Annotated in this window: 9 protein-coding genes; 3 read left to right on the top strand and 6 right to left on the bottom strand. The window is 72.7% G+C overall.

The genetic code is table 11. From position 1 onward, the window contains the following. Position 1 precedes the first annotated feature (1 nt). Complete coding sequence (locus Q0963_RS06760) at positions 2 to 808, bottom strand: hypothetical protein (protein ID WP_299444505.1); 807 nt, start codon at positions 806 to 808, stop codon at positions 2 to 4. Between the two features lie 24 nt (positions 809 to 832). Then, positions 833 to 1,858 (bottom strand): NADP-dependent oxidoreductase, encoded by a 1,026-nt coding sequence (locus Q0963_RS06755; RefSeq protein WP_299444503.1) that lies wholly within the window; start codon positions 1,856 to 1,858, stop codon positions 833 to 835. Positions 1,859 to 2,066: 208 nt separating this feature from the next. On the opposite strand from Q0963_RS06755, the gene Q0963_RS06750 reads away from it, so the two are divergent. The 3 genes from Q0963_RS06750 to Q0963_RS06740 are packed head-to-tail and all read left to right on the top strand — an operon-like array spanning position 2,067 to position 4,984. Next, positions 2,067 to 2,654: a TMEM165/GDT1 family protein gene (locus tag Q0963_RS06750; RefSeq protein ID WP_299444501.1), complete on the top strand. Its 588-nt coding sequence runs from the start codon at positions 2,067 to 2,069 to the stop codon at positions 2,652 to 2,654. Between the two features lie 9 nt (positions 2,655 to 2,663). Next, positions 2,664 to 4,160: a S10 family peptidase gene (locus Q0963_RS06745; protein WP_299444499.1), complete on the top strand. Its 1,497-nt coding sequence runs from the start codon at positions 2,664 to 2,666 to the stop codon at positions 4,158 to 4,160. Beyond that, positions 4,157 to 4,984, top strand: a complete 828-nt coding sequence (locus Q0963_RS06740) for a transglutaminase family protein (RefSeq protein WP_299444497.1) — start codon at positions 4,157 to 4,159, stop codon at positions 4,982 to 4,984. Before Q0963_RS06745 ends, Q0963_RS06740 begins: the two co-directional genes overlap by 4 nt. 39 nt (positions 4,985 to 5,023) lie before the next feature. Here the strand turns inward: Q0963_RS06740 and Q0963_RS06735 are convergent, their stop codons facing one another. From Q0963_RS06735 to Q0963_RS06720, 4 genes are read right to left on the bottom strand one after another with little or no spacing between them, the layout of a single operon-like run. Next, on the bottom strand, positions 5,024 to 8,233 hold the full coding sequence (locus Q0963_RS06735) for a fibronectin type III domain-containing protein (RefSeq protein ID WP_299444495.1): 3,210 nt from the start codon (positions 8,231 to 8,233) through the stop codon (positions 5,024 to 5,026). Between the two features lie 5 nt (positions 8,234 to 8,238). Continuing rightward, a complete protein-coding gene (locus Q0963_RS06730) occupies positions 8,239 to 11,301 on the bottom strand; it encodes a LamG-like jellyroll fold domain-containing protein (RefSeq protein ID WP_299444493.1) in 3,063 nt (1,020 codons plus the stop codon). A gap of 38 nt (positions 11,302 to 11,339) precedes the next feature. Further along, complete coding sequence (locus Q0963_RS06725; protein ID WP_299444491.1) at positions 11,340 to 12,608, bottom strand: glycosyltransferase family 4 protein; 1,269 nt, start codon at positions 12,606 to 12,608, stop codon at positions 11,340 to 11,342. 29 nt (positions 12,609 to 12,637) lie between these two features. Further along, the gene (locus Q0963_RS06720) at positions 12,638 to 13,255 is read right to left on the bottom strand and encodes a sugar transferase (RefSeq protein ID WP_299444489.1); all 618 of its coding nucleotides are present in this window, start codon (positions 13,253 to 13,255) and stop codon (positions 12,638 to 12,640) included. Positions 13,256 to 13,370 lie beyond the last annotated feature (115 nt).

The raw sequence follows: 13,370 nt of genomic DNA, 5'->3' as shown, positions 1-13,370 counted from the left end.
CCTACGAGGTGAGGCGGCGGTAGCGCTCGGCCGTCTCGGCGTCACCGCGCGCGTCGTGGATGGCGGCGAGCTCGGACCAGACGTACGGGTCCGACGAGCCGGCCGCCTCCCACTCGGCCTCGAGCCGTCGCTGGATGCCGAGAGCGGTGTCCAGGTCCCCGGCCAGCCGGGCGTTCCAGGCGACCATCCACTCGGCGATGCGCACCGCCTCGTCGTCCCCACCGTCACGGGTCAGGGCAAGCGCCTGCCCGAGCTCGACGGCCGCGGCGTCGTGCACACCGGCGGTGGCGAGCTCGTACCCCAGGTTGTTGCGGAGCCCGGCCTCCCAGCGGCGCGCCTCCGGCTGGTCCGACGACAGGGCGAGCGCGAGCGCCACGCGGCCGCGCCGGATCCGCTCGCCCGCCTCGGTGGGAATGAACGCGAGCATGTGCAGGGCGTCGACCTCGAGCCCGTCGAGCCCGCCCTCGTGCGCGGCCTCGGCGGCGCGGGTGTACGAACAATCGGCCTCGGCCCGAGCCGCATCGGTGATCGCGGCCGGATCGTGCGCGGCGGAGGCCGCGCAGCGCCCCCACTCGAGCCAGAACCGCGCCCGGACCTCGGGGTCGGCCGCATCGACCTCGTCACGCATCGCCGACAGCGTCTCGCGGGCCCGGTCGAAGTCCCCGCTCAGGCCGAACGTCCGGGCCACCTGGGTGCGCAGCACCAAGGCCGCGTCACCCTCGGACCCGGCGAGCGCCGCCTCGAAGCGCTCACGCGACCCGGCCGGGTCGGACATGTCCCACCACTGGTCCAGCTGCTCGACGAGCACGGCGCCTCCCCGGGTCCCCGCCGATCAGAGGCGGACGACCATCTTCCCGGTGTTCTCCCCCTTGAGCACCCCGAGGAACCCGTCGACGGCGTTCTCGATGCCGTCGACGAAGGTCTCCCGCGAGGTGAGCGTGCCGTCGGCCAGCCAGCCCGCCGCCTGACCGAAGTACTCGCCCGCGAGGTCGTAGTGGTCGCCGACGAGGAAGCCCTGGATCCGGCCACGGGTCTGGATGAGGCGGGCGAGGTTGCGCGGGCCCGGGGCGGGCTCGGTGTCGTTGTAGACCGAGATCATCCCGCAGACGGCGACCCGGCCGTTGAGCCGCAGCGAGCCGATGGCCGCCTCGAGGTGGCCACCACCGACGTTGTCGAAGTACACGTCGATGCCGTCGGGAGCCGCCTCGCGCAGCTGCGCGGACACTCGACCCGCCTTGTAGTCGAACGCGGCGTCGAAGCCGAGGTCCTCGACGAGGTGGCGCACCTTCTCGGGCGAACCGGCACTGCCGATGACCCGCGAGGCGCCGAGCGCCTTGGCGATCTGCCCCACGGCGCCGCCGACGGCACCCGCGGCACCGGAGACGAACACGACGTCACCCTCCCGGATGTCGGCGATGCGGGTGAGCCCGGCGTACGCGGTGAGCCCGGTCATCCCGAGCACCCCGAGGTACGCCGACGCGGGGGCGGCCTCGCCGTCGATGACCCGAGCACCGGACGCGTCGAGCACGGCCACCTCGCGCCAGCCGAACCCGTGCAGCACGTGGTCGCCCGGGGCGAACCCCTCGGCGCGGGACTCCTCGACGACCCCGACGGCGCCGCCGCTCATCGCCTCCCCCAGCTCGAACGGCGCGGCGTACGACTTCGCAGCACTCATCCGGCCCCGCATGTACGGGTCCACCGACATCACGACGTTGCGGACCCGGATCTGACCCTCGTCGACGTCGGGCACCTCGCTCGCGACGAGCTCGAAGTCCAGCGGCGTCGGCCAGCCGACCGGCCGGCTGACGAGCCGCACCTCACGGGGGGCGTCGGGGCGGGCGGCGGTGCTGTCGGTCATCGGTACCTCTTCGGCAAGCGGGGAGATGGTCACGAGCAGGTCCAACGACGGGTCCGCCCGGGGTATGCCGTGAGCCATACCACTCGTCGAACGACGAGGACATGCCGTGAGCGCGGGGGGGCAGGCGGCATGTTCTCGTCGCTCGTCCCCGCCGAGCCTCACGCCGACGCCGCCGACTAGCGTGGGGCCCGATGGAGACCGCCCGCGCATGAACGCCTTCCTGCTGAGCACCGCAGTCATCTTCGTCGCCGAGCTCGGCGACAAGAGCCAGCTCATGGCGATGACGTTCGCCACCCGCTACCGGGTCCGCGACGTGCTCGTCGGCATCACCGTCGCCACCGCGATCGTGCACCTGGCCTCGGTGGCCCTGGGCGCCGCCGTCGGCACGGCCCTCGCCCCGTACCAGGGAGCCGTGGCCGTCGTCGCCGGCCTTGCGTTCCTCGGCTTCGCCGTGTGGACCCTGCGCGGCGACGAGCTGACCGAGGACGAAGCCGCCAAAGCCCGGCGCAGCACCGGCGCGGCGGTCCTGGCGGTCGGCACGGCCTTCTTCCTCGCCGAGCTCGGCGACAAGACGATGCTCGCCACCGTCACCCTCGCGACCCGGGAGGACTGGTTCGGCACCTGGGTCGGCAGCACCGTCGGCATGGTCGCGGCCGACGCCCTCGCCATCGGGGTCGGCGCGGTGCTCGGCCGCACGCTGCCGGAGAAGGCCGTCCGGTACGGGGCGGCCGCGCTCTTCGCCGTCTTCGGCCTCCTGCTCGTCGCCGAGGGACTCGGCTGGTTCGGCGGCCAGTAGGGTCGGCCCATGGCCGAGACGACCCCGGACGCCCCGGCGACCCCCGAGAAGGCCCAGCCGTCGACGCCGGCGCCCGCTCCCCCGACCGACGACCTCGTCACCACCGAGCACACCTTCGGGCGGGGCCGCAAGGCGCTGGCGTACACGGCCACGACCGGCCGGATCGTCCTGCGCGAGGAGGTCTCCGAGGACGGCACGTTCAGCGGGCTCCAGCCCAAGGCCGAGGTCTTCCTCACCTCCTACGTCGCCGAGCCGACCGGCGACCGCCCCCGGCCGGTCCTCTTCGCCTTCAACGGCGGCCCGGGGTCCAGCTCGATCTGGCTGCACCTGGGCCTGCTCGGCCCGCGGCGGGTCGTCTCCGGGGACGTCGGGTCGCTGGAGACCCCGCCGTACGGCCTCACCGACAACCTCGAGAGCCTGCTGCCGGTCACCGACCTCGTCTTCATCGACCCGGTCTCCACCGGGTACTCGCGGGCGGTCGAGGGCGGCAAGGCAGCGCCGTACCACGGCTTCACCGGCGACATCGAGAGCGTCGCCGAGGTCATCCGGCTGTGGACGACGCGTAACAACCGTTGGCTCTCACCGAAGTTCCTCGCGGGCGAGTCCTACGGCACGGTCCGCGCGGCCGCCCTCGCAGAGCACCTGCAGACCCGGCGCGGCATGTACCTCAACGGCGTCGCCCTCATCTCGAGCGTCCTCGACCTCGGCTCCATCGGGCTGCACGAGCCGGAGGACCGCGGCCACGTCGGGTTCCTGCCGACGTACGCGGCCATCGCGCACTACCACGGCAAGCACGGCACGCGGTCGCTCGCCTCGGTGCTCGAGGAGGCCGAGGAGTACGCCGAGCACACCTACCCGTGGGTGCTCTCCCGCGGCGACCGCCTCACCGGCCCCGAGCGCGAGCAGGCCGTGCGTACCCTGGCCGGGCTCACCGGGCTCAGCGTGGAGTACGTCGACCTCGCCGACCTGCGCATCGAGCACCTGCACTTCTTCGCCGAGCTGCTCCGCCGCGAGCGCAAGGTCGTCGGCCGCATCGACGGCCGCTTCACCGGGCCCGCCGGCAACGCGCTCGCGGAGACGATGGAGGCCGACCCGAGCATGGACGCGATCACCGGGCCGTACGTCGCTGCCTGGCACCACTACGTGCGCGCCGAGCTGGGGTACGAGAGCGACCTGCCGTACGAGCAGCTGTCGACGAGCGCGCACGAGGAGTGGTCGTACAAGGAGTTCGAGGGCAAGCCCGTCGACGTGACCAGGCGCCTGACCCGGGCGATGCGAGCCAACCCGCACCTCCAGGTGCACGTCGCGTACGGCTGGCACGACGGCGCGACCCCGTACTTCGCGGCCCGCGAGACGTTCTCGCGCCTCGGGCTCCCGCCCGAGCTCACCCGCAACATCGAGCACACCTACTACCCGGCGGGACACATGATGTATCTCCACGACGACAGCCGACGCCAGCAGAGCGAGGACCTCGCGGCCTTCGTCCGACGGGCGAGCGGCTCATGACCGGGCACGCCGAGGGCCCGGACCGCGTCGTCGTCGACGTCGCGCTGTCCGCCGACGTCGAGACCGCCGGTGGCCTCGCCCTGTGTCTCGCGGTCGCCGACCACCTCGGGGCGGACGACCGGCTCGTGGCCACCGGGCCGGACGGCCCTCTGGATGCCCGGGTGCTGCACCTGCCGCACGGCACCCGGGTGCATGTCGTCGACGCGCCGACCGGGACCCTGACGATCCGCTACACCGCCACGGTCCCGACGAGCGGGCCGTCCGAGGCCGCCCCGGTGACCGACGTCGACCGGCTCACCTATGTCCTCCCGAGCCGCTACTGCCCGAGCGACCGTCTCGGCGGCTGGGCCGCGGGCCAGTTCGGGGCAATCACCGACGCCGCGACCCGGGTGCAGCGGGTCGTCGACTGGGTGTCCGAACGCACCGTCTACACACCGGGCTCGACCGGCCCGACCGACGACGCGCTGGCCCCGCTGCTCACCGGCCAGGGCGTGTGCCGTGACTACGCCCACCTCGTCGTCACGGCGTGCCGGGCCCTCGAGATCCCGGCCCGGTACGTCTCGGTCTACGCCCCGGGACTGTCCCCGATGGACGCCCACGCCGTCGTCGAGGTCGCGCTCGAGGACCGCTGGTACGTCGTCGACGCGACCCATCTGGCGCCGCGGCTGTCGATGGTGCGCAGCGGCACCGGCCGCGACGCGACCGATGTGGCCCTGATGACGACGCTCGGCGCCGTCACCGGGGCACCGACGCTGAGCGTCACCGCGACCGCTGACCCCGACCTGCCGGACGAGGACACCTCCGCGCTCGTGACACTGCGTTGACGACGGGCCCGGGGTCTCGCCACGCCCGGGCCCGCCGGGTCAACGGACCGGACTCAGCTCCATGTCGAGCGAGATGTCGCTCGAGCTGGGCTTGTCCTGGTGGACCTCCACGGCGATGACGTTCTGGCCCGGGACCAGGGCGTCGGCGGGGAGGTCGATGGTGCGCCAGTAGTCCTCTTCGCCGCCGGCGACGTACCGCAGCGCCCGGGTGTCGTACGCGATCGGCCCGTCGGGCAGGTTGAACCGGTAGACCTCGGTGCCGTTGACGTAGACGACGGCCGAGTCGTCGACGAGGATCCGCATCTGCAGCCCGGTGATCCCGGCCGTGCTGGGCCCGACGTCGACGGTTGTGCGGCCGTACGCGGTGATCGGCCGCGGGTTGCTCGCCCAGGTCAGGACGGTGCGCTCGTCGCCGTCGCCGAAGCCCCACTGGCTCGGGCCGCGCTGCCAGCTCGAGTCGTTGTACGACGGCGCTCGCCACGCGGTGCCGAGGTCGGCGCCGCTGCCGTTCATCCGCCACTCGTCCCCGCTGAGGAGCAGGGTCCGGGTCCGCACCGACAGCGCGCTGCTCGGCGCGCTCGAGCCGTTGCCGTTGGTCGCGACCACCGTGTAGGCATACGCCACGTCGGCAGAGAGCCCGGTGTCGGTGTACGTCGTGCCCGCGACGTTCGCGACGGCCGTGCCGTCACGACGCACCGTGTACGAGTCGGCACCGGCGGCGGCCTGCCACGAGATCGTGGCGGCCGTGGACGTCACGCCCGAGGAGGCCAGGCCCGTGGGGACCGGCGGCGGGGCGGCCGGTGCCGCCGGGGTCGTGACCGAGGCCGAGGGTCCGGGCTGGCTGGAGCCGGACCCGTTCTTGGCGACGAGGCGGTAGCTGTACGACGTCTCGGGCGTGAGGCCGGTGTCGAGGTAGGACGTGCTCGACGTCGTCGTGACGGCCTGGCCGTCGCGGCGGACCTCGTACTCGGTGGCGCCGGTGACAGCGGTCCAGCCCAGCTGGACACTCGTGGAGCTGACGGCCGACAGCTGCGGCGCGCCGGGTGCGGGCGGTGGCGCCGGAGCGGCCGGCGTCGTGACCGACACCGACGAGCTCGGGGCGCTGGAGCCGTTGCTGTTCGTGGCGATGACGCGGTAGCTGTACGTCGTGTCCGCGTTGAGCCCGGTGTCGACGTGGGACGTCGATGCCACCGTGGCGATCGTCGTGGTTCCGCGCTGCACGAGGTAGCTGGTGGCCCCTGCCGACGGGTTCCACGACAGCCCGACCGACGACGAGGACTGTGCCGTGGCCGCGAGCCCCGTCGGCGTGGCCGGCGCGGCCTGCGCGGTGTACTCGATCCGGGCGGCGTAGCTGATGTCGGACGACGACGACGAGGAGTTGTGTACCTCGACCGCGAGGACGTTGGCGCCCTGCACGAGCCGGCCCGCCGGGATCGTGTAGGTGGACCAGTCCATCTCGCCGGACCCGCCGATGCCGTTCGACGCCAGCGTGGAGTTGCTGATCGTCCCCGAGGGCATGTTCTCGCGGGCCAGCTCGCTGCCGTTGAGGTAGGCAACGGCGCCGTCATCGAGGAGCAGCCGAAGCCGCGGGTTCGAGACCGCCGACAGGTCGGGAATGGTGAAGGCCGTCCGGAAGTAGTGCGCGACGCCGAGGGGGCTGATGAAGGTGTCCTCGTCGCCGTCGCCGTACCCGTGTTCGCCGGCCCCGACAGACCAGCCGCCGTCGTTGTACCCGACGGTGGTCCAGGCCCCGGACGGCAGGTTGCCGGTGGACCAGAAGCGGACCGGGGTCGAGGACCCGATGAGCAGCGCCCGTGCCGACTCGGAGGTGACGGTGACCGCCGAGCTCGCGGGGCCCCTGTTGCCCGAGGTGTCGACCGCGCGGACGGTGTAGCGGTACTGGGTCCCGGGCAGCACGGTCCGGTCGCGGAAGAACGGCTTGTTCGTCTCGCCGATCTCGACCCCGTCGCGCAGCACGACGTAGTGGGAGACGCCGACGTTGTCCTGGGACTCGTACCAGTACAGCGCGATCTCGTCGGAGAGGACCGCGGGGGCCCGCAGCGACGTCGGCGCGGTGGGGGGCGAGGTGTCGGCGGGGTCGGGGAGCACCGCGAAGGCGGCGTACCGCCGGGTCGTCACCCCGTTGACGGTCTCGAAGTGGCCGCCGATCCCGAACCTGGACTCGTCGAGGGACATCGACCAGACGCCGGACCAGCCGACGACCGAGGCCGTGAAGTCGGGGAGGACGGCCCCGCTCTGGGAGTCGAGGACGGCGACCCCGGCCCGGTTGGACCCCGCGAACGAGTCGCTGAAGTGCCCGCCCACGAAGAGCTTGCGACCGCTGAGCTTCAGGGCCTGGACGTCGCCGTCGGCGCCCATCCACCACCGTTCGAAGCCGCTGCTGCGGTCGAGGGCGGTGACCCGGCCACCCGGCCCGCCGACGGCGAGGTACACGAGGGTGTCGGTGACCACGACGTCGAAGACGTAGCAGGGGTTGTTGGCGTCGTTGCACGAGCTGCGGGGCAGCCACGAGGTGACGTCGCCCGTGTCGGCCGAGACCGCGCCGACGTACTGGCGCGCGTCCCCGCCAAGGGTCGTGAACGCCCCACCGAGGTAGGCCGTCTGGCCGGTGGGCCCGAAGGCGACCGACCGGATGCCGGCGTTGGCCCGCGGGTTCCAGTCCCGCAGGGCTGCGCTCGACGGGTCGACGGCAGCGCCGCGGCTCCGCCACTGGCCGCTGACCTGGGAGAACGACCCCACCGCGTACAGGTCGCCGTCGTGCAGGGCCAGGTCCCAGACCTGGCCGTTGGTGTCGGCCCGCCACGACGACACCTGGCCCGAGGACACACTGACCCGCGCGAGGTTGGCCCGGGTGGCGCCACCGATGCTCGAGAACGTCCCGCCGACGAACACGTCGGCCCCGTTCGAGGAGAGCTCGAGGGAGCGCACCGTGCCCGACACCGCCGGCGCCCAGGGCAGCAGGTCGCCGGTCGTGAGGCTGATCGCCGCCAGCCCGTACCGCCGAGTCACCGCCCCGTTCGGTGCCTTCATCCACGAGAAGTCGCCGCCGATGATCATCGTGTCGCCGGCGCGCACCATCGCGTAGGTGATGCCGTTGTCGGGGCGCCACGACGCCAGCGGCGTGTCGTCGTCGATGGCCGCGGACGCAGAGCCGGGAGAGAGGAGCGAGCCCATGACGGCCAGGACCGCCGAGATGGAGACCAGACCTGCCCGGATACGCCCGCGCATGGCCATCAGCCGATCACGACGGTGAGGACGGGTGAGCCGGCCGGCGCCTCGCTCGTATCGAACTCGGCGTTGTCACCGCCGGTCCCGACGATGGCCAGGCTGATGTCCTGGCCGGCGTGCGCGGCCAGGGTCGCCGCGTCGAGCGTGATGGTCTTCGTGTCGTCGACGCCGATGCTCGGCAGCGACCCGACGACGGTGGCCGAGACCGCCGGCGCCGTGGGCCAGGTCATCGTCGACTGCGACCACGAGGAGTCGGTGACGAGCCGGATCTGCTGCTCCTCCGCCGTGGACGCCCAGCTGTTCGCCGAGGTCGACAGCTGCAACGTCGCCGACTGCAGGGACGCCCACTCCGGGACCGCCGGGATGCGGAACTTCAGATACGAGACCTGCGGATTGGCTCCAGCGCGGACGCGCATGACCCAGCTGCCACCGGCGGTGGCGCCGGGGATGGTCGAGTTCACCCAGGTGTCCTCGGTGGGCCCGAGGGCCGTCGGAGTCGGGGGGGCTGCCTGGACGGTCGCCGAGACCGCCGAGGACGCCGCGCTCACGTTGCCCGCGGGGTCGGCCGCGGCCACCTTGTAGTAGTAGGTGCCCGGGGCGAGCCCCGCGTCGACCGTGGACAGCGACCCCGTGCTCGCGATGAGCGAGCCGGCGTTGGCGGTGAAGCCGGCCGACGAGCCCCGGTAGACCCGGTACTCGGCGATCGAGTCGTTGTCGGTGGAGGCCTGCCACGAGACCGTGACGGTGGAGCCGTTGACCGACGCTGCCACGCCGTCGGGCACCGTCGGTGCCTGGGTGTCGGCGACCGGGCCGCTGGCCGCGTCGCGGTGCCGCACGACCTGGCCGGAGGTCATCGGGTAGTCGTACAGCGCGAACTGGTCGATCGTCCCGGCGAACCAGTCGCTCGACGGGCGGGACGGCCACCCGCTGAGGGTGTCGCCCCCGATGCGCCAGTAGCCGTTGAGACGGGCGATGCTGTGCGCGTCGGGCTCGGTGCCCACGGCGACGCCGTCGACGTAGAGCGTCGTGCCGACGAGCGAGTCGACCGTCGCGACGACGTGGTGCCACTGCCCGTTGTTGAGCCCCGGACCCGAGGTGATCGTGCGGCGGACGTCGCTGGAGACACCGAAGGTGATCCGTCCGTCGTTCGTCATGTAGAGGATCCGGTCGGTGGTGCTGGAGGTCCCCGTGGTGCTGCGGGAGTTGCCGAGCCCGGCGAGGTAGCCGCCGGAGTTGGTGGTCGTGTTGAACCACAGCTCGACGCTGGCCAGCTTCCGGCCCCACTCGTTGCTCTGGTCGGCGAGCGCGCCGCCGCTGCGGCCGTCCAGCCGCACCGCCGTGCCGGGGAGGTTGGGCACCCCCGCCTGGCCGAGGTACGCCCGGCTACCGACCGCCAGTGAGCGGTTGCTGACGACATCGCGGACGGTGGAGCCACCCGTCTCGTCGAGCGGGTAGAACACGCGGGCCGCGTCGGCCTTCGGCACGTCGGCCGGGGCCGGGGCCGCGCCCGGCACGGTGAACGACGTCGCCGGCGAGACCGGGCCCTTGTTTCCGTCGGCGTCGACCCCGCGGATGGCGTAGCTGTGGGTCGAGCCCGGGGTGACCGAGGCGTCGACGTACGACATCCCACCCGGGTACCACGGCTTGGTCTCGGTGGTCACCGAGTACACCGGGGACGCGGTGTTGCCGTCCTTGATGACCTGGTAGGTGACCATCCGGCTGTCGCGGTCCTCGCCGGTCGACCACGAGACGGTCGCTCGGCCGGGGACTGCGCTGTAGACGGTGGGCGCATCGCCACCGCGCGGCGGGGTCTGGGTGCCACCGGCGTCCTTGTACGCGAACCGGGTCAGGCCCTGCTGCGGCTGGTTGTCGTTGACGAGGGTGAACTCGCCACCCACCCAAAGGATGTCGTTGCCGGCGACGGCCATCTCGCGCGGCCCGTTGCCGTCGTTGGTCTGCGGCGTCCAGTTGAGGAGCTGGAACTTGCCGCCACCGACGGCGACCTCGGCCCGGAGCTTGTAGCGGCGTGCCGTCTGGGGGTTGGTCCCCTGGTACTGCTCGCTGAAGCCGTCGACCATGCTGTTGCAGTTGTGCGCGTGCGAGCCGGCGTAGACGACTCCCCGCAAGACGGCGACCGAGTGCGAGGCGCCGAGGCAGTTGTCGAAGTGCTGACGGACGCCCGCACTGTTGTAGGCGTCGACACCTTCGTTCACGGAGCCGGACGCCTCGCCGGTGACGTAGAGGGTGTCACCGAAGGTCTCGAGGTCGGTGACCCACGCGGCCGAGTGGAAGTTGTTCGTCTCGTTGAACGGCACGCGGGCACCGCTGACGGGGTCGACGGCCGCGAGCCGGCGCGGGGCGCTGCCGTTGATCGTCGAGAAGTTGCCGCCCACGACGAGCTTGGAGCCGTCCGGCGTCATCTTCAGCTTGCGGACGAGGTTGTCGGCACTCGGGGCCCAGGGCAGCGTGTCGCCGGTGGTCCGCGAGAAGGCCGCGAGACGGTTGCGCAGGCTGCCGTCGGACAGCTTGGTGAAGTTGCCGCCCACGTACACCGTGGTGTTCGTGGCGGTGACGGCCATCGCTCGCCCGTAGATGCCGGCCCGGTAGACGTTGGTCAGCTGGCCCGACGCGGTGTCGAAGCCCGCGAGCCCCATCCGCCACTTGCCGTCGACCTTGTCGAAGTCCCCGGAGAGGTAGAGGGTGCCGCCGTCGGGCGTGACGTCCATGTCCCAGACCGTGCCGCACTCACGCTTGCCGCCCCCGACCGAGGGGCAGTTGCTGTCGGAGGACGTCGTGATGGGCCCGGCGATGACGGGGTTCCACGGCAGCAGGTCACCCGTGCGGGCGTCGAAGGCCGCCGCGAACCGGCGCGGCACCTCCTGCGTCCCCGGCGCGGCACCCGGCGGGCGGACGGCCGTGAAGCTGCCCCCGACATAGGCGACGTCACCGACGACCTGGATCGCCCACACCGTCCCGTTCGTCTGCCACGTGCTGAGCGGTGCGGCGGTGACGGTCTCGATCCCAGCATCGACGGCGGGCGCCTGCTGGACCGGGGCGGTGATGATCATCGATGCGGCTGTGACCAGCACGCAAGCGAGACGACGGATCATCGTGATCCTCCTGCGGGAACAGCCCCGGACGAGACCGGGGCGGGGTGATGCACGTCGGGACTGGTCGTCCGGTCGTGGTGGCGCGGCGTGGGCCGAGCGGGGATGCGGAGCCGGGACGGTGAGGTCGCCGACACCGCGGTGGTCGCCGCGCGTGAGAGAGCGGAGATGGAGGGCACGGGTGAGACGTGCGCGGTCATGAGGTCGCGGTAGAGCCGGTCGAGCTGCCCGGCGCCTGCCAGCCACGTCGACCGCAGGCGGCGGCGGACGAGCGGCGCGCTGCGCTCGGCTGCCGCGGCGAGCTCGGAGCGGCGGGCCAGCGCGTCGGTGAGGGTTGCCGCGAGAGCGCCGGCGTCCTCGGGCGGGAGGATGGAGGCGGGCGTGCCCACAAGCGCCTCCCGCATCCCGCCGACGTCGCTCGCGAGGACCGGGGCCCCCATGGCCGCCGCCTCGAGCACCGCCAGGCTCAGCGTCTCGTACCGTGACGGGGCCACGACGAGGTCGGCCGCGGCACACCACAGCAGGGCCTCGGTCCGCGAGCGCGGCGTGACCACGATCGTGCCGGGCGGGGCCGTGGCCAGGATGCCGTCGTCCCCGGCCATGCTGCCGACGAGGACGAGCTGGGCCTCGGGTGCGGCACGCCGCCACGCCTCGAACAGCGTGTCCTGGCCCTTCTGGTGGCTGACCCGGGCGGGGCAGACGACGAGGGGGCGGGTGGGCGCCAGGCCCAGCTCACCGCGGGCCGCGTGCCGCCCGACGGGCGGGAGGTCGTCGACGTCGACGACGTTGGTGAGGACCTCCCAGCGTGCGGCGCTGAGCCCGGCGGCGCGGCCGGCCCGGGCCTCGTCCGCGGCGCCGCACATGACGGCCGATGCCCGCCCGGCGGCGAGCCGCTCCCAGCCGAGGGCCGCGACGGACACCGGGCCGGTGGCACCGAGCCAGCTCCACGCGTGCGGGGTGAACACCACGGGGACCTCATGGCCTCGCACGAGCCGCCCGGCGAGGCCGGCCTTGCTGCTGTGCAGGTGCACGACGTCGGGGCGCACCTGCTCGACCACCCGGGCGAGCGCCCGCGCCTCACGCAGCGACGACGGGCCAGGGCCGCGGCTGGCGTCCCAGCGGACCCACCGGGCCCCCGCCGCCTCGGCGGCATCGGCGAGCTCGCCCCCCGGCGGGCAGGCCACGACAGTGTCCCAGCCCTCGGCGGCGAGCATCTTGACGTACCCCGCGACCGCCACGGCAACGCCGGCAGTGACCGGCTGTGCCACATGCAGGACGCGGGGCCGCGGTGAGGAGCTCACATCGCCCCCCGACGCCAGAAGACCGCCGGGATGGTGAGCAGGAGGATGCGCAGGTCGAAGGCGAAGCCCCGCCGGCGGACGTACTCGAGGTCGAGCTCGAGACGCTCGTCCGCCGTGGTCGTGGACCGCCCCGAGACCTGCCAGAGACCGGTGATGCCCGGGAGCACCTTCAACCGCTCCTCGCCGGCCGAGCCGAGCGCCTCGACCTCGGCCGCGATGAGCGGCCTCGGGCCGACGAGCGACATCTCGCCCGTCAGGACGTTGAGCAGCTGTGGAAGCTCGTCGACGGAGGTCTTCCGGAGGAACGCCCCGAGGCGCGTGATGCGCGGGTCGTCGCTGATCTTCACGAACGGCCCTGCGCTGTAGACGTTTCCGCTGGCTGCGAGGTCGCGGAGGCGGGCCTCCGCGTCGCTGACCATGGTGCGGAACTTCCACATCCGGAAGGTTCTGCCCTTTGCGCCGATCCGGCTGTGCCGGAAGAACACCGGGCCGTGCGAGTCGGCCTTGATGAGGACCGCCACCACGAGGAACGGGATGGCGAGCAGCATCAGCGCCGTGGAGGCGAGAAGCACGTCGATGGTCCGCTTGACCCAGCGCTCGAGGCGCGGCGCCATCGGAAATGGCCGTGCGGCAACCGGATACGCCGGTCGTGAAATGAGGTCGTCAATGAACGCCACGATGAGCTCCCCCTGCAAGAGCGGTGTCGCGGAAAAGGCCATAGTGCCCACA

It is taken from the genome of uncultured Phycicoccus sp., from assembly GCF_947495705.1.
GTDB lineage: Bacteria > Actinomycetota > Actinomycetes > Actinomycetales > Dermatophilaceae > Phycicoccus.
Note: the sequence above shows the minus strand (reverse complement) of the source record. Positions and strands in the feature narration are given on the sequence as shown.